This is a genomic window from Catellatospora chokoriensis (assembly GCF_011297315.1).
Taxonomy (GTDB): Bacteria; Actinomycetota; Actinomycetes; order Mycobacteriales; family Micromonosporaceae; genus Catellatospora; species Catellatospora citrea.
On the sequence record NZ_JAAOTI010000019.1, the window covers coordinates 59,623 to 80,355 of the forward strand.

At 65.6% G+C, this 20,733-nt stretch carries 10 protein-coding genes; 7 read left to right on the forward strand and 3 right to left on the reverse strand.

Translation table 11 applies throughout. From position 1 onward, the window contains the following. The first annotated feature begins 216 nt into the window (after window positions 1–216). The 5 genes from HAV39_RS26360 (at window position 217) to HAV39_RS26380 (ending at window position 13,251) form a co-directional block, all read left to right on the forward strand. Entirely contained in the window at window positions 217–3,735 is a 3,519-nt protein-coding gene (locus HAV39_RS26360; protein ID WP_191841849.1) for a tellurite resistance TerB family protein, read from the forward strand. Further along, complete coding sequence (locus tag HAV39_RS26365) at window positions 3,732–5,063, forward strand: ATP-binding protein (protein WP_191841850.1); 1,332 nt, start codon at window positions 3,732–3,734, stop codon at window positions 5,061–5,063. The genes HAV39_RS26360 and HAV39_RS26365 overlap by 4 nt, the downstream gene beginning before the upstream one ends. Further along, on the forward strand, window positions 5,035–7,302 hold the full coding sequence (locus tag HAV39_RS26370) for a DEAD/DEAH box helicase (RefSeq protein ID WP_191841851.1): 2,268 nt from the start codon (window positions 5,035–5,037) through the stop codon (window positions 7,300–7,302). The genes HAV39_RS26365 and HAV39_RS26370 overlap by 29 nt, the downstream gene beginning before the upstream one ends. Before the next feature lie 435 nt (window positions 7,303–7,737). After that, window positions 7,738–9,633, forward strand: a complete 1,896-nt coding sequence (locus HAV39_RS26375; protein WP_191841852.1) for a hypothetical protein — start codon at window positions 7,738–7,740, stop codon at window positions 9,631–9,633. Between the two features lie 579 nt (window positions 9,634–10,212). Next, window positions 10,213–13,251 (forward strand): DEAD/DEAH box helicase, encoded by a 3,039-nt coding sequence (locus HAV39_RS26380; protein ID WP_191841853.1) that lies wholly within the window; start codon window positions 10,213–10,215, stop codon window positions 13,249–13,251. 26 nt (window positions 13,252–13,277) lie between these two features. On the opposite strand, the gene HAV39_RS26385 is transcribed toward HAV39_RS26380, so the two are convergent. Next, window positions 13,278–14,309, reverse strand: a complete 1,032-nt coding sequence (locus HAV39_RS26385; protein ID WP_191841854.1) for a DUF4917 family protein — start codon at window positions 14,307–14,309, stop codon at window positions 13,278–13,280. Window positions 14,310–14,598: 289 nt separating this feature from the next. Continuing rightward, window positions 14,599–15,222: a TetR/AcrR family transcriptional regulator gene (locus HAV39_RS26390; RefSeq protein ID WP_191841855.1), complete on the reverse strand. Its 624-nt coding sequence runs from the start codon at window positions 15,220–15,222 to the stop codon at window positions 14,599–14,601. 74 nt (window positions 15,223–15,296) lie between these two features. Here HAV39_RS26390 and HAV39_RS26395 point away from each other — a divergent pair, with 74 nt between their 5' ends. Both HAV39_RS26395 and HAV39_RS26400 read left to right on the forward strand, forming a co-directional pair. Then, window positions 15,297–15,929 (forward strand): hemerythrin domain-containing protein, encoded by a 633-nt coding sequence (locus HAV39_RS26395; RefSeq protein WP_191841856.1) that lies wholly within the window; start codon window positions 15,297–15,299, stop codon window positions 15,927–15,929. Window positions 15,930–16,218: 289 nt separating this feature from the next. Further along, window positions 16,219–17,358, forward strand: a complete 1,140-nt coding sequence (locus tag HAV39_RS26400) for a glycosyltransferase (protein WP_191841857.1) — start codon at window positions 16,219–16,221, stop codon at window positions 17,356–17,358. A gap of 234 nt (window positions 17,359–17,592) precedes the next feature. Here HAV39_RS26400 and HAV39_RS43345 read toward each other — a convergent pair whose 3' ends face one another. Then, window positions 17,593–20,616, reverse strand: a complete 3,024-nt coding sequence (locus tag HAV39_RS43345) for a putative bifunctional diguanylate cyclase/phosphodiesterase (RefSeq protein WP_191841858.1) — start codon at window positions 20,614–20,616, stop codon at window positions 17,593–17,595. Window positions 20,617–20,733 lie beyond the last annotated feature (117 nt).

The window sequence follows — 20,733 nt, forward strand, 5'->3', positions numbered from 1 at the left end:
TACCAATAATCAGGCACAGCCAGGATCGCCTCATGCCTTTGGCCAGCCCACTACCGCACAGGGGCTATCCCAGGTCCACCCGGCGGACGATCATGCCGGCCCCCATCCACGCGGCACGAGATGCGAAGATCCCTTTCCTGAACGACGGGGTGTCCTCCAGCAACTGGTGAGGTGAACGTGGGTAAAGCTGTCTCCGGCCCAGAGCAACGTGCCGTAGTGACACAGGCAAAGGCCGCCCGCGACGCCGCCCACGCCGTACTCACCAGCGAGCAAGACATCATCGCTCGCATCCAGCAGGCCGCGGCCAAACACCGTAAGCACCTCGCCGCCGAGCAGCTGAGCAAAGCACCCATCGACAGGCTCCGCACCACCACGGAAGGCGTCGGCCTGAGCCTCGTGCCGTTCCGTGCCGCTGGCCTGCTCACTGTCGGCCAGCTAATCCAGAGGGGCGACCGGCTTGAGCACCTACCCGGCGTTGGCCCGGCAACTGCCGCGCGGACCAAGGCGGCGATAGCGGCACTTGCCAAGGCGATCGAGGCAACGGTGGAGGTAAAACCAGACCCCGTACGCCGAGGGCCGCACGACACCACCCTGCTGCTTGAGCTGGCCCGCCTGCAGCACCTGCGCGATGATCTCGGTCCGGTGCTGCCTGCGGCACGCGAGATCTGCATCGTGCTAAACCCACACCTGGCCGCAGCCCACCGAGCAACCCGCCGACTGGCCGCACGGCGTTCGACCAAACAGCGCGCCCTGTACGACACCTCACTCGCGGCTGTCGTCGAGGCGATGGAATCGGACCGGCTGCGCCCCGCCGTCGAGGCTGTGCTGTCGGCGCACAGCCAGCTGACGAACATGACGGTGACTGAGCAGCTGTGGGAGGACTATCGCCGACGCCCAGGCCGCCTGCACGCGCTACTCGCCGAAGCCAACGGCGCCCCAGCCAAGCCGAGCCCCGACCTACCTCCAGGCATGATGAGATGCCTGATCGGGCTCGCGCTTGTCGTCGCGGCGTTGGCGCCCCTGTTCAAGGAGCGCAACCCGTTCGACGGCACTGCCGAGCAAAGCGCTATGCGTATCGTCGCGCTGCTGGTCGGTGTCTATCTGGTCGCCTGGGGCCGGTGGGCATGGAGCAAGGCGAAGTGGGCGGCGGTTTCGGTCCCCGGCGCCGTACAGGTGCAGCCTGGTGCCGGTGCCGACGCGTTGAAGACCGCTCCGGGTTTCGGCCGGGTCCTGTTCGGCCTGGTCTGGCTTTACCTGACGATCATCCCGCCCGATGACGGCGTCTTTGCCGGCGACACGACCCGCGACGTAGTGAAGATCATTTGGATCGTCGTCTCGGGGATCGCGTTGACCTGGGGCATGCTGGCTCGCACCACAAGACGCGGCCGCAACCGGCAGACACCCCCCGACGACCAAGCGCTACCGCAAGCAGACAACCTGCCAGCGGGCGACGCGTCGCCGGATGACCCACCAGCCGGCAACACCACCACGACAGACGAAGCGGCGCTTGCCGCCGTGGCCCAGCCGGACGCACCAGTACTGCAGACACCCGCGCCCGAGCCGGCGCCCGAAGAACAGGCGGCGACGGTGACAACGCACCCGACGTACACCCCGACACCACCAGCCACGCACCCCGCCCGTTGGGTGCCTGCCGGACAGCCGGTGCAAGTGGACTACCTGACGATCGGCGGCGGCCTGCTCTACGTCGGGCAGGGCCTTTTCGCCGACGGAATGGCCGAACCGTCCCTCATCGACCCGGCACAGCCCATCAACTACCGCCAGCCCGACTGGAGCGGCGACAGCCCGTACCACGTGCCCTCCTACGCCCAGCTCACTCCGGGCGCCCGGGCTGCATACCTGACGTGGCTCGGCGACGGCCGACGCTACCCGCAGGCCCCGACTGGCTTTGCGCTGCTGCTGCTCTACGGCCTGGAACGGCGGGTCCTGCTCGACCTCGGCAACGCCCCCGATCCCGCAACCGAACTCACGGCGGTCGCCGACCAGGTGATCAGGCTGCTGTCGGTGTACAACACCGACCGGGCTTTCGTCACCCAGGCAGCCCAGTTCCTGCTGCTGCTGCGGGCACTGCAGGACCGCAATACGCCGCAGCTACCGCGTCTGGAGCCCCCAACCGCCGGCGATCTGCGTCCGGTCCCGTTGAGCCTGCGGCTGGCCCTGGCCGCGTACGCCGCGACGGGCACACCACTGCCGGCCGACTGGGCGCTGGCATGGACGCGCCACCACCCCACCATCCACGCCGCCAGCAGTACGACCAGCGACCGCGAGTTCGCCAAACTGTTCACCAGCCGCTACACGCAACGGTTCGGCCCCGGGCTGCGGGTCATCCCAGGCCACAAGCGGGTTGCACTCCCCTACCGTCCGGCCAACCCGGCCCTGGCCCGCCAGCGCATCATGTTGGCCGGCTGGCCCGACGTGTACGACTCCCCCGGCCTGGTTGCCCAGCTGGCGGAGCTCACCCAGTCCATACACCTCGACCGGCAACCCTACGACCGGTCGCTGGCCCACAACCCGCCCGCCCCCCACAACCCGCCCGCCGCTGAACTGCTGCCCAACGAGCCGAGCCAGGATGACAAACCCGATATGGCGGCACTGCGCCAGTGGGCCGAGCGGCATCTCCGTAGCCGGCCGACTGCGCTGGTCGACGGCGCCGAGCTGACCTCGCTCTGGCCGAACGCGAACTCGGCCGGCCTTCGCGAGTCCGACTTCGTCACCCTGGTGCAACTGCTGGGCCGGTCAGGTTTCGGAATCGAGCCAGATCTGCGCTTCGGCCACACGGAGATCACCGACGTTGCGGTCCTGTTCCGGACCGAAGCCGGCGAGGCCCAAACACCGAGCACCGCCTACACCGCAGCGGCAACACTGCTACGCCTGGCAGTAACAGTCAGCGCGGCCGACGGCACGATCAGCACCGACGAACGTGAACACCTCGTCGCGCACCTGCGTGACGGCCTTCAGCTGACCAGGGCAGAGCAGGTGCGCCTCGAGGCGCACCTGCGGTGGCTCATCGCGAGCGGCACCCGGCTCGCGGGAATCAAGGACAGGCTCAAGCGGCTGACCGCGCAACAGTCGGAAAAGATCGGCCGGTTCCTGGTGACCGTCGCCGCAGCCGACGGGGTCATCTCCGCCGACGAGGTCAGCACCCTGCAGCGGATCTACGACCTGCTCGGCCTGCCGCACAGCATGCTGTCCGAACAGCTGCACAGCGCCACCGCCCGGACGCAGCCGCAGCAGCTGACGCCCGCCCCTGTCGCAACACAGCCCCCGACAGCCGCAACACCGCGGACCGCGGACGCACTGCGGCTACCCGTAGGTCCCGGGCTGGCGCTGGACGCGGACGCACTCGCAACGAAGCTTCGCGAGACCGCCAGCGTCGCCGCGCTACTGACCAGCGTCTTCTCCGACGACGAAGGACCAGCGGTCGAACCAGCGCGCCGCCCCGCCGTGCCGGCACCACCACGCGACGACACCAGCCCGGCCGTCGGACTGCTGCCCGGACTCGACGCCGCCCACCACGGACTGCTCGCGCAGCTACTCACCCGGCCGGCGTGGCCACGCCCCGACTTCGACGCCCTCGCCGCGCAACACGGCCTGATGCCCGACGGCGCGATCGAAGTCCTCAACGAAGCCGCCTACGAAGCCTTCGGCGACCCGCTCATCGACGACGACGGCGATCTGATCATCAACGAGTACGCACTGAAAGAGACCACCCGATGAACGACACCCCCCACGCCGCCACCCGCATCCGTCCCCGCGAACGCGACGCGATCCTGCAGGCACTGCGCGCCGGTGTAGTACCCCGCGTCGGCCACCAGCACATCCAAGTCGGCCGCCTAGCCGAAGTCAGCGCCATGCTCGCCGACATCATCCGGATCGCCGACGGCGGCGCAGGCAGCCGCTTCGTCATCGGCGACTACGGCTCCGGCAAGACGTTCTTCCTACACCTGGTCCGCTCCATCGCCATGGAAAAGCGCCTGGTCACCGTGCATGCCGACCTGTCGCCCAGCCGGCGGCTGCATGCCACCGGCGGCCAAGCCCGCAGCCTGTACGCCGAACTGATGCGCAACATGTCCACCCGCGCCAAACCCGACGGCGGCGCCATGCCCTCGGTCGTCGAACGGTTCGTGTCCCAGGCCATGGCCCAGGCCCGCGACAGCGGCCAAAGCCCCAAGGCGATCATCCGGCAGCGGCTGGACAGCCTGTCCGAGCTCACCGGCGGCTACGACTTCGCCGACGTCATCGCCCGCTACTGGCAAGGCCACGACGACGGCAACGAGCAGCTCAAAAACGACGCCGTCCGGTGGCTACGTGGCGAGTTCACCAACAAGACCGAAGCCCGCCAGGCGCTGGGCGTGCGCACCATCGTCGACGACCACAGCTTCTACGACCACCTGAAACTGCTATCCCGGTTCGTCGAAATGGCCGGCTACGACGGCCTGCTCGTCTGCCTCGACGAAATGGTCAACCTTTACAAACTCGCCAACACCCAAGCCCGCAACGCCAACTACGAACAGATCCTGCGCATCCTCAACGACAGCCTCCAAGGCTCCGCCGCCCACCTCGGCTTCGTGTTCGCCGGCACCCCCCAGTTCCTCACCGACACCCGACGCGGCCTGCACTCCTACCCCGCCCTACAGACCCGGCTCGCCGAAAACACGTTCGCCCGCGACGGCCTCGTCGACTACTCCGGCCCCGTCCTGCAACTGGCGAACCTATCCCCCGAAGACTTCTACGTACTACTGGCCAACCTGCGCAACGTCCACGCCGCCGGCGATCCGGCTGCGTACCTGCTGCCCGACGAAGGCCTGCACGCGTTCATGCGGCACTGCGCCGACCGCATCGGCGACGCCTACTTCCGCACCCCCCGCAACACCGTCAAAGCCTTCCTCGACCTGCTCGCCGTCCTCGAACAGAACCCCGGCCAGGACTGGCAGACGCTGCTCGGCACCGTCGCGATCGCCGCAGACACCAACCCTGACCTCGAACCTTTCGACGACGAAGCCACCGGGAACAGCGATGACGAGCTGGCCACCTTCCGCCTCTGACCGCGCCACCCGCGCCAAGCCGCAGCCGCCGAGCAGCGGCTCCGGCGCATACGAGCTGCTGCACCCAGCGATCCAGCAGTGGATCTACCGCAAGGGCTGGCGGCGCCTGCACCAAGCGCAAGAACACGCCGTACGCCCCATCCTGGCTGGCAACACCGACGTCATCGTCGCCGCAGCGACCGCCGGTGGCAAAACCGAAGCCGCCTGGCTGCCGATCTGCTCCGCGCTACTCACCCAGGCCGAGCCAGGCCCGCGCCGACCAGCCGGCATCCGAGCCCTATACATCGGGCCGCTCAAAGCTCTCATCAACGACCAATACGAGCGCCTAGGTGAACTCTGCTCCGACGTCGACCTGCCCGTACACCGCTGGCACGGCGACGTCGCCGCCTCCGCCAAAACGCAACTACGCCGCACCCCCGACGGCATCGTCCTGATCACCCCCGAGTCCATCGAAGCGCTCTTCGTCCAACACGGGCCACAGATCCCGACCATGTTCGCCGGCCTGCGCTACATCGTCATCGACGAACTGCACTCATTCCTCGGCACCGAACGCGGCGCACAACTGCAGTCACTACAACACCGCATCGAACTCGCCCTACGCCGCCGCGTACCACGCATCGGCCTGTCCGCGACCCTCGGCGACTTCAGCACCGCCGCCGACTTCCTCCGACCCGGCCACGGACCCCAAGTCGAGATCATCCGAGCTGTCGACACCGGCGCCCAGGTCAGCTTGCAAGTCCGTGGCTACACCTACGCCGCACCCACCGGCCACACCGCCCCGACGCGCGCCGACCGGCCCGCCATCGCCGAACACCTCGTCCGGACCCTCCGCGGCACCAACAACCTGATCTTCGCCAACACCCGGCAAGACGTCGAGACCTACACCGAACTGCTCAACCGCATCTGCATCGACGACGGCAAACCACAAGAATTCTTACCCCACCACGGCAGCCTCGCCAAAGACCTCCGCGAACACGCCGAAGCCCGGCTCAAAGACGGCACCACCCCCGTCACCGCCGTCTGCACCTCGACCTTGGAGATGGGAGTCGACATCGGCTCCGTCGCCTCCGTCGCCCAAATCGGCCCCCCACCCAGCGTCGCCGCCCTCCGCCAACGCCTCGGCCGCTCCGGACGCCGCGACGACACCAACGCCGTCCTACGCGTCTACATCTCCGAACCCGCCACCACCGACGCCACCCCACCCACCGAACGGCTACGCACCGACCTGTTCCAAACCGTCGCCGCCATCGAAATGCTGCTCGCCGGCGACTACGAAACTCCCACTACCACCGATCTGCACCTGTCGACCTTGATCCAGCAGATCCTGTCGCTGCTTGCTCAGCACAGTGGCGTCAACGCCCAGCAGCTGCACAACGCACTGTGCGGGCACGGCCCCTTCCGCAACGTCAACCCCTCGGTCTTCGCCGACCTGCTACGCACCATGGGTGAACGCGACCTGCTCATGCAGGACGACAGCGGCCAGCTGCTGCCGGCCGCCACCGGCGAGAAGCTGATCAACCACCACGCCTTCGCCGCAGCCTTCCACACCCCCACCGAATACACGCTTATCGCTGGCGGTAACACCATCGGCACGCTACGGGCCGACCCGGAAATTGTGCCAGGCTACCGGCTCGTATTCGCGGGACGACGCTGGCAGGTCCAACGCGTCGACGACCACGCCCGGATCATCGAACTCATCCCCACGCGCGGCGGCAACGCGCCGAAATTCTCCAGCGGCCGCAGCGAAGTCACCGACGAGGTCCGCCAAACCATGCACGCCCTCTACTGCTCGCAGGTCTTACCCAGTTACCTCGACGACGCCGCGCGCGCCCTATTCCTTGATGGCCGGCACGCCTTCCATCAACAAGGCCACACCACCACCAGGATCATCCGGTGGGGCACCGACACCCTGCTGTTCCCCTGGCGCGGCGATCGGATCATGAACACCATCGGTGCCGCGCTCAGCATCCGAGGTCTGGAGACCACCGCGGACGGCCACGCACTCGTCGTGCTAGCAACCACGCCCACACAGCTATACGACGCCTTGCGCGATCTGGCCGCTACACCGCCGCCTGACCCGGTCGAGCTCGCCCGCGCGATGGACCGCAAACACCGCGACAAGTACGACCATTACCTCAGCAACGACCTTCTCAACCGTGGATATGCGGCTAGTGTCATGGATGTTCACCGCGGCTGGGAGGCGCTCGCCGAAATCGCTGCAACACCCATCACGCGATGACATAAATACCGCAAAGTGGCTGACAGAGCTCATTGTCGTAAAGAGCGCGAACGCCCAACTGTTCGCCTGTGCCGAGTCAGTGGGCGCCGACGTCCGGACCAAGGTCGTCAACAATAGGCCATACCCCATCACTTTGGAGCTATCGGCACGCCCGAAGTCGAGCCAACTCGTCTTCGAACGCACCGTGAACGTCACGTTCGCGCCGACCGCCACGATGCTGGCGGACACCGGCAGGCCGATCGTCGCCGGTTAGGGCAACTCGGCACCCCAAGTCACGGAAGGAACCGACGTACAGGAAGGTCGAGCCAAGCTGCATTCACCAACGCGTGGAAGGATCCACCGTGCAGGTTGATCCGATATTGCGCATATCCTCAGTAATCTACTTCCATGGATGACTCAAACTCAAACCCCGTCCCGATTGTGCGGGCGGGGTCTATGGTGAGCCCTGCGCGCACCAGCCAGGAGGTCTGGGACGGGCTGTGCACTGCATACGGCCTCGATCCGGACGGTTACGATGCGGACATCGTCAGCCTGGTAAGGGAAGAGCTGGAGCTGCCCGTTGGCGACATCAGCACGCTCCTTGTCCGCCATTCTGTACCCGTCGAGCAACTTTTGAACGTCGTGCTGCGCAGTTTCCTGCCGCTCGCGACCATGCTCAGCGATCTCCTGTGTATGTTCGAGCAGGCAGAGGCCACCTGCTCGGACCGAGAAAATTTCGTCATCGCATATGACTTCGGCACCGGGGACGACGGCCTGCTTCCGTTCAGCCTCGACACCTTCCGAACCTGGGTCAGCGCTGCCGTCTCGGCTGCCTCGATCGCGCGAATACCACGCTGGACGCTAGACCAGCTCGAGCTCCTACGGAATATCGTCATCCGACGCAATTTCGACCACGAGCGCCCGCTGTCAGCAGCAGCCGCTCGGTGGAGCAGGGAGTACGACCGAGGGGAATGGCCCCGTTCGTTGCCTGCAGTCGTCTCAACTGGGCACAGTGAGCTGGACCGGCAACTACGCGCGGCTAGGTCCATGGTCTCCGCCTTCGTCGAAACATGCCGACGACTCAGCGCGGACCGACCATCGCTGCAGCGGCTGAACGACCAGTCGCTACAACTCCCCGATCAACCCCAAGGGGAGATGCCGTCGGTCGGCGCGTTCGTCTACTACGACGGCGATCGTTGGCCAGAAACAATCATCCAAGGCATCGACCGGTTGACCGCGACACATCGGGCTGATGGCCGACCCGACGCCCCTACGCTCGTCGATCAGCTCGCTGAAGCCACACGGCCTCGCGAAGTCGTCGAGGTCGAGCGGCTGCTCACCTCGATCGAGGAGGTACTGAGCCTGCCTGCCTGGAAGAGGCGCCACGAGCTCTACGCGGCGTGGACACTGACATTGATTGTTGACGCCGCTGGACCAAAATTGACCACAATGCATCCGACGCCAGACGGCAAGTTGAGCTTCTCCTTCTCAGGAAGTCACGTCGCGACCATCACGACACCGCAGCACGGCGCGGTACTCGTGATGGCCGAGCTACGCTCGTCCCTGGCATCACCCGTCGGCACGGGCCGCAAGTCCCGCATCCAGCCCGACTATGTGCTTGTCACACCGCCCATCACAGCGGCATCCAGCGCGGTCGCGGTGGTCGAGTGCAAGCAGTACCGTCGCGCCAGTGCAGGCAACTTCAGCGCGGCGCTACGTGACTACGCTGCCGGTCATCCCGGTGCTCGGGTGCTGCTGGCCAACTACGGGCCAGCGCGGGACGAGATCCTGGACCGCGTGCCGCTTCCCGATCGCGACCGCTGCGTGCTACTGGAGCATCTCCGTCCAGACGAGCCGGCACAGCGGCTGCGACTGCGTGCCGAGTTGAGACACATCCTCGGGCTGAATGCCGAGTCGGCAGGTGCCGATCCGTCAGAGCCACTCGCCGATACTGGTGACGCGTGGGCGACGGTCCAGCTGACTTGGGACAATGAGCCAGCAGACCTGGATCTGCGCGCGCATGGCTATGACAACGATCATGACACCAGCCCTACGTGGACGGTATCGTTCGAAAATCGCGGTTCGCTCGAGGTGCAACCATTCGCCCAGCTCGATCGTGACGTCACCGAGGGATGGGGTCCGGAGACCATCACGATGGCTAAGGCTGCGGCGCTGGACATCGTCGTCAAGCAGTACAGCAACAGCGGTACCCTGGCTGGCAGCGGAGCACAGGTGCGGATCATCACTCCCACTACCGACGCCCTGCTGGTCTACCCGCCCGGCGGTGACAGGTATGCCCGCGATTGGCACGTCGCCCACGTGCGACCAGACGGCTCTGTAGTCACCGGCTAGCGACGTCTCGGTTTCGCAGACTCGGGCTCGAGCCGATGCCCGTGGCCCAATCCGTCGAGAGTCGGGGTTCTTCTGGAACCCAACACCTGACACTCCAAATACCTGAGTACGCATTTGGAGCGTTAGCGAGGGTGGCGTTTGCTTTGCAGGCTGGAGCAGCAGGTCCGCAGGGCCAGCTCAAATTACCGGCGACTCTCGCGGCGACGCGCGGACCGTGGACCGCGCCCATCGTCTGTAGTTGGGCCACGCTTAGAGCCGGGTGTTCGTTGTGCCACATCAGTTCCGTGTGTCGCGACCGCCGTCGGCCACTGGTGCCCCGTGTCACCCGTTCCAATTACCCACCGTAGCTGGCCGTCTCGCAACAAGGCTCAATGAGCCGCAGCTTCTCCGCGGAACCGCTACAATATGTAACACGTCGGGTCATATCGAACGTGGATTGTCTTCATGCAGGGTGATCAAGGTGACGCAATTCGGCGACCTATGCGAGTTCGACTATGGCCGGGCGTTGCCGCACCATTCCACGTCAGTCGCTAGGTTTCGACACATTGTGACAAGAGAAGCGTGGCGACGAGAGCAGTCATGACAAACAGCGAAAATTCCATGGTCGATGGCTATTATCGCAGTCCTCGAAACTTCACTCTATTTGTGAGTGCCGCTTATCCCCGCTGGAGATCACCGCAGCGAGGGGCCCTGGGCGTACTACTCTCACACTGGTCGTTGCCGCGACGCCCACCTGCTTTGGTCTCATTGCCAACGGGGACCGGCAAAACCGCAGTGGCGCTCGCGGCCGCGCATCTAGTCCAACCACGACGCGTCCTGGTTGTTGTTCCCGGAAAAGAGCTTCGCCATCAGGCAAAGATCGCTTTTGAAACACAGTCGGCACTTCGTAGTATAGGTGCGCTGTCCGGCGACACGAATCCGAGATCGATCCAGCTCACAGGTCTCGTTCGCGACTGGTCCGCAGTTCAGGATGCCGACGTTGTGGTCAGCCTGCCACACTCGATCAGTCCCACATACTATCCGAACGACGCCCTTCCACCGCGAGAACTGTTCGACTTGTTGATCTTCGACGAAGCGCATCACGTGCCATCTCGTAGCTGGAAAGCCATCTTGGACTATTTCGCATACGATCATGCACTTCTACTCACCGCGACCCCCAGCCGTCGCGATGGCCAGCGATTGCCCGGAGAACACATCTACCACTATCCGTTGCGCCAGGCACTTAGAGACGGTCTATACAATCAGGTACGTCCGCGATTTCTCGATCTAAAGGCGCACGAGACACAGGACATAGTCGATCAACGGCTGGCCGAACAAGTTGTGCAGATCGCGTCAGAGGACAGTCACCAAACCAGCACCATTCTCATTCGGGCCATGACCGTTGAGCGGGCAGAAACCCTTGCGGCCATATACCGCCAGCGCGGGCTTAGCGTGTCTGTCTTACACAGTGCGCTGAGCGCGCGCACACGTGACCTGCTATCCAGGAGAATTCGCTCTGGCGAGTGCCGCGCGGTCGCCGTCGTCAACATGCTCGGTGAGGGTTTCGACCTTCCTAGCCTGCGCATCTTGGCGTACCACGACAAGCACCGGTCGCTTCCAGCGACGATTCAGCTCATCGGACGGCTGGTCCGGGTCGATGAACGGTTCCCGCAATCCTCGGTAGTAGTCGCGGCACGAAACACGGAAGCATATCCACAATTGCAACGTGCCGTGCGCGAGCTATACGCCGAGGATGCGGACTGGGCTGAGGCCCTTCCGCAATTTATCGACGACGAGATCACCAAAGCTAAGGCGAATCGGGAATATGCGCAGGAATTCGCTGTGCCCCCGCCAGACCTGTCGGTCGAGTTCCTAACCCCGCTGTGCCGCGCCATCGTACTCGAGGTCGATCCTGCGCGAAAGTACCAACCACCATTCATTGCCGGAGTCATACCCGAACGCCTAAGGGTGGGGCAAAGGCTACGTGGACAGACCATCTTCTACAGCAGTGTTAACCCAACGAAAACCACCCTCATGTTGGTCACCACCGCGGTGGATCGCCCCAGGTGGCACGCGCGTGACCCAGGCTTGGATACGTCCACCTTCGAACTGCACCTCATAACCTGGCGAGCGGGCAAGCCTGGACAGCCGCACTTGATGCTCATAAACAGTCCTGATCGCGCGGTCGTACGCGAACTGATGACCGCAGTTGGTGCAACCGACGTCGTGAGACCTGCAGACCCCCGTCGCATGCAAGGCGCGTTCGACGCACTCGAGCGGAGGTCGGTGTCGTCAGTCGGCGTGAGGAACACCTATCAGGGCGGACGAGGTGTGCCAACATATGCCATGTTCGCTGGCAGCGGCGTCGATCGAGGCCTGCGTGACGCAGACACCGGCCGACGAGCATTGGGCCACACGCTGGCCCAGATTAGCTCTCCTAGCGGTATCTATAGCGCTGGCGTATCTGCGGCAAATGGCAAGTACTGGGAAACCCGTTACGTCTCATTGAACGAGTACGAAGACTTTGCCACCGATCTGGCCTCGCGCTACTGGCACCCGAGCCAGTCGGGCGCCGGGCCACTGCTACCCCACGTCACCAGAGGGAGCCGGCTTGAGTGGTTCCCGAACGCAGACCTGTTACTGATCGAGATCAACCCCAAGCTGATCGGACAAGGGTGGACGACCCCCTACGGCCCGCTAGAGGATTTAGACCTCGGGGCCGACCTCACTTATCCTAGAACGGATCAGATTCTCCCGATCCGCGCTGTACGTCCCACGGATCCCCAAACCGTTCTGTGGCGGGGTTATCAAGACCACGATGGCCGGTTCCACGCAAACGGTGCGGACGTGACGGTCCAGCTCGCGTCGACGTCAATTTCGCTCCATGAGCTGCTGACCAGTCGACCGCCGAACATATACTTCATCGACGGAAGTGCTGTTCACGGATCCACGTTCTACCAGGCGAGGGAACCCTCTAACGATCTTCCACCACTGGAGTACGTAACCTGGTCGTGGGCGAACGTTGACATCACCTCTGAGACGCGAGACACCGCCAAGAACAAGAACGTCGGTAGATCAGTCCACGAGGAACTAGAGAACTACCTCACGGCACAACCGAAGCGAACACAACGCTGGATTCTGTGCAACGACGGAAAGGGGGAGATCGCCGATTACCTAGTAATCGAAGTCGATCCCGGGCCGCGCGTCACGGTCTCATTGTGGCACGCCAAAGCAGCCAGCAAAAATTTACCCGCCGTACGCGTGAACGACCTTCAGGTGGTAACACAGCAGGCAATCAAAAGCCGACGATACATTACGGACACCGCCCTCTGGACGAGGGTCGGCGCACGCCTCCTGGGCGACGAGCCGCCCAAGATGATCGTTGTAGAAGGTGATCCTGAGAGTCTCCTTGCCCTGTGCGGAAGGAGACATGATCACGCCGGGCCGAACTTTGCCAAGAACGCACCGGTGGTGCAGGGCCGAATTGGCATCGTGCAGCCAGGACTGATGATGTCAAAGCTCCGTGCCGAACTTCGCACTCCCAAGCCGAACATCCCCGCGCGTCAGATCCGGGAATTCCTCACGGTTCTACATGACGCGACGTCCTCTATTTGTGACATCACGCTGCTGACTAGCTGAATGGTCATAGGATCGTCAGCGGAGCATTAGATTGCCCATACCTGCGCAGTCTGTGCATCAAAGTAGCGAACGCGGAGCGACAAACCATTAGCCCTCGACCGTGCCTCTATCCGCTCGCCAGCACGCAAGGGGTTGTCGTACCCGTCGCCTCCTGGACTGCCATAGACGCTTATGTACAGCTCAATGAGTTGCGGGTTGTTGTCAAGCAAATCGATTACGTGTTTGTCGGCCTCCGAGAACGAGAAACCGTAGATGAAGAGCGAACCATTTAGGTCACGCAAGCGATCATAGCAATATTTCAAATATGGGCTCTGTGAGATGCGATGCAATTTCTCTTCACTTTTTCCCTCGGTCACAACAAGTGGATAGACGTTAGCTTCAAGATTTCTGCGTATCTGATCTACGAGCAACTGCCCTGGAGCGTATCTCAGCTTCCATAGCTCATGGAATTTGGCATATAGATGCAATGCGCCGTGAAGATAGAACACATTTTGGTCTTTGGCGGCGTCTGGTGAGTGCCAGATGAGACCTGAGCCATCGTCTGCGTTCCTAAATCCGTCACGGTAAGTTGCCAGGCCGGCAGCATCGACAATAGCCCAGTAAAGAAGCAAGTCATAGTTGACAGTGAAGATATTGGCAAACTCGCTAAGGAATCTTCTTGCAAAGCCATACTGCGTGGCATTAACGCGAGTAGCGCTGTCGGGGTGGCGCTTTGCGAGCACCCGAGGAAGCGCTGTTCGGATCACGTTGGCATCATTTCCAAGATTTCTTCGAAAATCAGCATCGGACAACTTGTAGACTTCGGCAAGCTTCTCAGCTACATGCAGATGTTCGATAATCGTTTCAAAATCGTGAGTCCCAAAGGCGTTGAACAATGGTTCCTTGCCCACTGTCAAATCCCGCAGATCAGCTTCGTCAAATAGGCTTTGGTACCCGAAAATGTCTCTATCCCAGGCCATGCTGAAGCCATTTCCCAGAAAGAGGCTACATTCATTGGCACGTCCCCGGCTCTCGGCGAGCGCATCAGAGAACCGCAGCACTTGATCTGCACTGCCCACATGGAAAACGTACCGCCCTGGGCTAGCTCGTGCGCGGAAGATTGCAGCTTCCATGTCTTTCGTGGCGATCCATCGTGGCCTGTCGCGCGACGTGCCGGTTTCCGATCAGCGGTGCCTGTCGTCAAACCACCGCCTCTTCCAAGATCCCGGGACTGGAGCGCAAGGGTTTCCGGGAGCTGGCCCGCTTCGCCCGGCGTGGTGGCCCTCACCGCAGGGCGTCCGCCACGTGCGGCCGAAGGCGCTGCGCCGTCGCAGTCCTCCCTTCGGAAGATCAAACAGCAGGATCCCGTCAGCCCTGGGGGTTGCTCAAGAGGGCGTACCGGGCCGATGCGGCGAGCCATGCCTGCGCCCTGTCGAAGGTCCAGCCGCGGTCGCCGACAAGGGTGAACCATGCCGGCTGACCAAGGTAGAACCACATCAGGTCCAGCGCTTCGGCCCGGTCAATGCCGGAGGCGAGCCCGCCCAGGGTCGCGAGCCGATCGACGATGGTGGTCAGCGCGTCGAGGTACGACTGGATTCCCGCGTCCAGTACCTCGCGCGCCACGGTTTCGCCGGGTGCGTGTCGCAGCAGCCCGTACAGGATGTCCCAGTGCCGTTCATGGGCCCGGCGGGTGCCTTCGGCGGTGAGGTCGATGACGAGGCCGGGTTCCTGCGCCGTCGCCACGGCGGCGAGCGTCTCACCGACACTTGGGTCGTTGACGGCCGGCTGGATCAGTGCGGACAGGATGGCTGCCTTGCCGCCGGCGCTGGCGTACACGGTGGGGACGGCGACCCGAGCAGCCTTGGCGATATCACTCACCGTTACCGCGGAGTAGCCAGCCTCGAGAAACAGGGCCCGAGCACTGGACAGGATCGCCGCGTGGGTCGCCGAAGCGGCGTCGACGCGTCGAGGAGAGTGATAACTGCTGGCCATCGCGCTGTAGTCTAGCCCACACTGTGGCCCCTTCTATTGAGTAAAGGGCCCTATAGCGAACTAGCCTCGGCCTCATGATGACCGCACAGGAGCCACGTTCCGTCATCGAGACGCGGCTCACCCATGACATGCACCGCCGGGCGACGACACTGCTGGCCGACGCCGCCACCCGACCCGGAGCCGAGTGCGCCGCCCTTACCGAACTTCGCGACTTCCTGGTGGCGACCCTGCACCACCATCACGAGAGCGAGGACAACGATCTCTGGCCACTGATCGAGGCTGTAGCGCCCGATGCCGCCGCACCGCTGGGCGACCTGCGTGGCGAGCACGACGCCCTGGACGCCGCATTGGATGCGCTGGAAGCTGCACCGGTGTCGACAGACGGAGACCGACGCGAGCTGGCGACGGCCGCGGCCGCCGTACGGGACCTCGTCCACACCCATCTGGAACACGAGGAGCCCGTGCTCTTCCCGGCACTGCGTGCACACATGTCGACGCAGGCATGGGCGGCCTTCGCCCAGCGGGTCATCGGGAGCACTCCACCGGCGGGCGCGAGCCTGATCGTCGGCTTCTTCGACGAGGTCGGCAGCCCGGAGGAGGTCGAGCTGATCCTCTCCGCGCTACCCGAGCCCGCGCAGCAGGCTGTACCCGCCATGCGGGCACACTCCACGGCGGTGCTCGCCACTCTGCGCACGGCCCGAGCCTGACTCGAGCCACACGGGCTTCGGGCTCCACAAGGTCCACCGTGCGGTCACTCTGATTGCGGTGCCGGCTTGGCGCCGGCCGCATGTTCGTCGAAATGGGACGTGACGTGCTCGTACCGGATCAGGGTGCCCGCGTTCGGACGGTGGGATAACGCTCTTCTCAGGCGTGCGCCGCACCCCGGGATGGGATGCCGCGGCCCTGGCTCTTTCCCCAACCTGCCCCAACGCACCCCCTCCGTGCGCCGTTGCGACCCGTCGCGCATCAGCGCACCTGAACGAAAGAACAATCACCATGCGCATCCTGCTGTCCAGCACGCCGGCGTACGGCCACATCCTCCCGCTGCTGCCGCTGGCCCGAGCATTCCGCGACCGCGGTGACAGCGTCGCCCTGATCACCGCCGAGGCCATGGCACCGGTCGTCGCCGGCGAAGACATCGAATTCCTGCCCGCGGGCCCTGACTCGCTCGCGGCGGTGGCGGAGGTGCTGCGGACCACCGGACACGACCTCTGGCAGGGCGTCACCGTGGAGGCCGAGGCGGAGTTCTTCGCCGGAGCACGCCTCGACCTGGGCATCAACGAAGCGGTCGCCGCGGCACGCGCCTGGCGGCCGGACCTGATCGTCGCCGAGCACCTCGACTTCGTCGGCCCGATGACCGGTGCGATCTGCGGCGTGCCCGTCGCCTCGCTCGCCTACGGTCCCGCCCTGCAGCCCGAGTCGGTCGACGCCACCGCGGCCCGCGCCCGACGCCGGTACGAGGCACGCGGGCTGGCGTACGAGCCCGCGCGCTGGTACCTGGACACCTGCCCGCCCGCCCTGCAGCACCCGGGCTGGAAGGCTCCCGACAGCCGGATCACCCTGCGGCCCGAGGCGCACCGGAATCCCGGGCCGATGCCGCCCGCACCGGCCGAGCGTGGCGACCGTCGACCGCGCGTCCTGCTGAGTTTCGGGACCGTGTACGCCTCGCCGCAGCTCATCAACCCGCTGCTGCGCGAACTGCTGACCCAGGATGTCGACGTGCGTGTCACCCACAACTCGGCCACGCCGGACGAGTTCGACGTCGACCCCGCCGTGGCCGACAGGTTCGAGCTCGTCGCCTTCACGCCGCACGCCGAGCTGGTGCGCGACGTTGACGTGGTGCTCACGCACGGCGGCGCGGGCACCGTGCTCGGCACCCTGGCCGAGGCCCTTCCGATGGTCGTCGTGCCGCTGGCCGCCGACCAGCCCATTCAGTCCGAACGCGTGGCCGCCGCGGGCGCGGGGATCGGCTTCCCGATGGGCGAAGCCGACCCGCGCGCGGTGGCCGAGGCGGTCCGCCGGGTGCTGGCAGAGCCCGGCTACAAGTCCGTCGCCGCGCAGATCGCCGCGCAGATCGCCGGCTACGGCGCTCCCGCCGACGTCGCCGAGCACCTGGCGACCGCCCTCGCGCGGTGACGGCGCGCGGCCGGGTCCGCCACCGCCGTCAACCGGCGTGATCTGGCGGGATGGTGGGCCGACGCGTTCGGAGGTCGGCCCACCGTCCCGCGTGCTGCGGCCCGGTCCTACCGACCGGGGCCGCAGCCGGACGCCCGCCGAGGGCGGTCGGCGCGTAGCCGCCCACGCCATAGACGGTCAGCGGGCATCCGCCAAGCGCCGGCTGTCGTCGGCACCCGCTGCCTGGAGTCGGGTTCATGGGTTTTGCCATCGTCCGGCGCGTTCGGCGGTGAGTGGTTTGGAGTACAGGTAGCCCTGGCCGTAGCGGCAGCCGGCGGCACGTAGCAGGTCACGTTCCGCAGGCTGTTCGATGCCTTCGGCGACGACCTCCAGGTGCATGGTCTCGGCCAGCTTGATGATGCCGGCGACGAAGTCGGCCTGCTGGTTGGACGTGGTGATGGTGGAGACGAACACCCGGTCGAGTTTGAGGACGTCCAGTGGCATGTGACGCAGGTAGTTCAACGCGGAGTAGCCGGTGCCGAAGTCGTCGATGGCCATGCGCACCCCGGTCCGCCGTAGCTTGCCGAGGTCGTGCCAGACCTGTTCGTCGTCGGCGAGCAGCAGGCTCTCGGTGATCTCCAGCATCAGCCGGTCCGCGGGCAGTGCCGCGTCGGCGAGCGTCTGCCGTACGGCGTCGGCGAAGCCTTCGGCGTGGAACTGCCGGACGGACACGTTTACGCTGACATACGGTGCCGTCCGGGCGTTCGTGTGCCACGTGGCGGCAGTGGCGACGGCCTCCCGCAGCACCCAGGTGCCGATCGCGAGGATGGTGTCGGACTCCTCGGCGATGTCGATGAAATCCGCGGGTCCGAGCCGCCCCCGGGTGGGATGGTTCCACCGCACCAGTGCCTCGAACCCGACGGTGACGGCGTCGGCGAGCCGGACGATCGGCTGGTATTCCAGGAACAGTTGCCCGTCGGCTGCGGCCCGCTCCAATTCGGAGCGCAACTGCATACGCTGCACGGCGTGCGCGCCGAGGCTGGCGTCGTAGCGGCGCCAGCAACCCTTGCCCTCGGCTTTGGCGGCGTACAGCGCCAGGTCCGCCTGGCGTAGCAGGTCCACGGCGTTGGCGGCATCGGCGGTACAGGACACGCCGATGCTGGCCCGGCCCGGCAGCGGCCGGCCGTCGAGGGTGAACGGCCGGTCGAGCGCGGTGACGAGGTGCTGTGCGGTTGTCTCGATGGTGCTGATGTCGGGTGCGCCCTCGACGAGGACGGCGAACTCGTCGCCGCCGAGCCGGGCGGGGGTGTCGTGCGGGGGCAGTGTGGCCGACAGGCGTTTTGCCACGTCGCGCAGGAGGCGGTCACCTGTTTCGTGGCCGAGCGTATCGTTGACGATCTTGAAGTCGTCGAGGTCGACGAACAGCACCCCGGCGAGCAGGCCCGACATGCGGGCCTGGTCGATCGCCTCCTGCAACCGGGAGCGGAACGCGACCCTGTTGGCCAGGCCGGTCAGCGAGTCGTGGTAGGCCAGGTAGGTCAGTCTGCGTTGCAGCCGCCGCTGCTCGGTGACGTCGCGCAGGGTGACCACGATGCCGGCGACCGCCGGTTCCCCGCTCAGGTCCTGACACACCGCCTCGACCTGGACTCGCGCGCCGTCGCCGGCCATGACCCAGTCCGACGGCTGCGGGGTGTCGACCTCGGCGCTGGTGAGCTGCTCTCGAGCGGTCTCCTGGCACTCCGGTGCGACCAGGTCGAGCAGGGGCCGACCGAGCGGCGTCACCGGGCCGAACAGGCGGGCGGCGGACGGGCTGGCGTAACGCACCCGCCAGCTACCAGGCTCGACGATGAGGATCACATCCGCGGCGTTCTGCACCAGCGCTCGGAAGTACTGCTCACTGTCACGTCGGGTGATCTCCGCGGTGAGGCTGAGGCGCTCCAGCGCCTGAGCTGCGGACGAGGCCAGGGTCTGCACGGGCGCCTCGAGCACTTCGAGCTGCCGTCCGGACGATCGCAGGATCACCATCCCGAGGTCGGCGTCGGCTGGCCCACGCTCGTCCAGGCGCAGCGGGCACAGCAGCGCGGACGTGGCAGGCCCGGTCGGCAGGCCGATGTCCGTCGGCAGTGCACCGCTCGCCACGATCGGCACGTCGGGTGCGTCACGCGGGGTGAACACGTCATGGTGGCCGCCATCGTTGATGATCACCTCGACGGTGTGGGGGGTGTTGCCCGCCAGACGTTCGACCGCGTCCTGCAGCGCGGCGCGCACCGCCGGCACGTCGCGGGCCGAGGCCAGCTGTGCGCTCGCGGCCCGCACGATCTCCGCGCGGTCGGAATGGCGGCGGTGGTCGGCGAGGAGACCGAACAGCCGTATCGCGAACAGCAACGCGGTGATGCCGGCGGCGACGCCGATGGCCGACGCATGCGGCACCCGGCCGCGTGCCGCCTCGAACACCAGCAGGGCCTGCGGCAGCAGGCAGGCCGCCAGCAGCGACACCTGCCGGCCGATGCACACCTCGGCCGACACCACCCGGGCCGGTCGGGTGAGCTCTGCCATCGAGGGGTGAAGCGCAGCGGCCGCCCAGCCGCCGTAACACAGCAGCCAGGCGACCCTGGCCGGCCAGCTCGCCTGGCCGTGGCCGTGCAGCTGCTCGGTCCCGTACGCGGTGTCTGCGACCAATAGCCCGACCGCGCCGACGCACAGCAACACCACAGCGGGGCTGAACCCGTGCACGATGACCAACCGCGCCACGATCGCCAGCACCAGCAGGTCCCCGACCGGATATGCCACGATCAGGACACGCTGGAGCAGGGACAGGCCGGGGTCGAACAGGTGCGGAGAGATCAGGAAGACCCAAGAGAGCAGACCCAGGCCACCGAGGATGACCATGGCGTCCACCGGCAACAGCGGCACGCGTGTTCGGGCCACGTTGCGCGAGAGCCCGAACATCCCGGCGACCAGCGGCGGGTACATCCCGAGATAGAAGACGTCCGCCACCGACGGATACGGCCCGTCAACCTCGCCCGCGTAGGTGAGGAGGTCGTATATGGCCTCCCCCGCGATCGACAGGAACACCCCGGCGGCGATCAGCAGCCAGGGCCAGGTCCGCGCCGGACGGTTGCGCCGCACCCCGACCACGATCGCCGCAACACTGATCAGGCCGATCGAGGTCCAGATGACGTCGGCGACCCGGTCCGGCACCCAGAACACCGCCACCGAGCCGGCGAACCACACCAGCGTGTAGATCACCAGCGGCACGGTCAACACCCGCCTCGCCATCTGCCCAGCCGACCCGCAATCGGATAGGCACCGGCCGCTACCTCGGCAAACACTCAGATGACCATAACTTGACCCGGTCGTATCGCAGGCCACTTCCGTCACGGTCGCGCACGACTC

Excerpts from the sequence above, each read along its gene's own strand:
- HAV39_RS26370 (WP_191841851.1), top strand. The coding sequence starts at position 5,035 with ATGACGAGCTGGCCACCTTCCGCCTCTGACCGCGCCACCCGCGCCAAG.
- HAV39_RS43345 (WP_191841858.1), bottom strand. The coding sequence starts at position 20,616 with ATGGCGAGGCGGGTGTTGACCGTGCCGCTGGTGATCTACACGCTGGTG.
- HAV39_RS26365 (WP_191841850.1), top strand. The coding sequence starts at position 3,732 with ATGAACGACACCCCCCACGCCGCCACCCGCATCCGTCCCCGCGAACGC.
- HAV39_RS26390 (WP_191841855.1), bottom strand. The coding sequence starts at position 15,222 with ATGGCCAGCAGTTATCACTCTCCTCGACGCGTCGACGCCGCTTCGGCG.
- HAV39_RS26375 (WP_191841852.1), top strand. The coding sequence starts at position 7,738 with ATGGTGAGCCCTGCGCGCACCAGCCAGGAGGTCTGGGACGGGCTGTGC.
- HAV39_RS26400 (WP_191841857.1), top strand. The coding sequence starts at position 16,219 with ATGCGCATCCTGCTGTCCAGCACGCCGGCGTACGGCCACATCCTCCCG.
- HAV39_RS26380 (WP_191841853.1), top strand. The coding sequence starts at position 10,213 with ATGACAAACAGCGAAAATTCCATGGTCGATGGCTATTATCGCAGTCCT.
- HAV39_RS26395 (WP_191841856.1), top strand. The coding sequence starts at position 15,297 with ATGATGACCGCACAGGAGCCACGTTCCGTCATCGAGACGCGGCTCACC.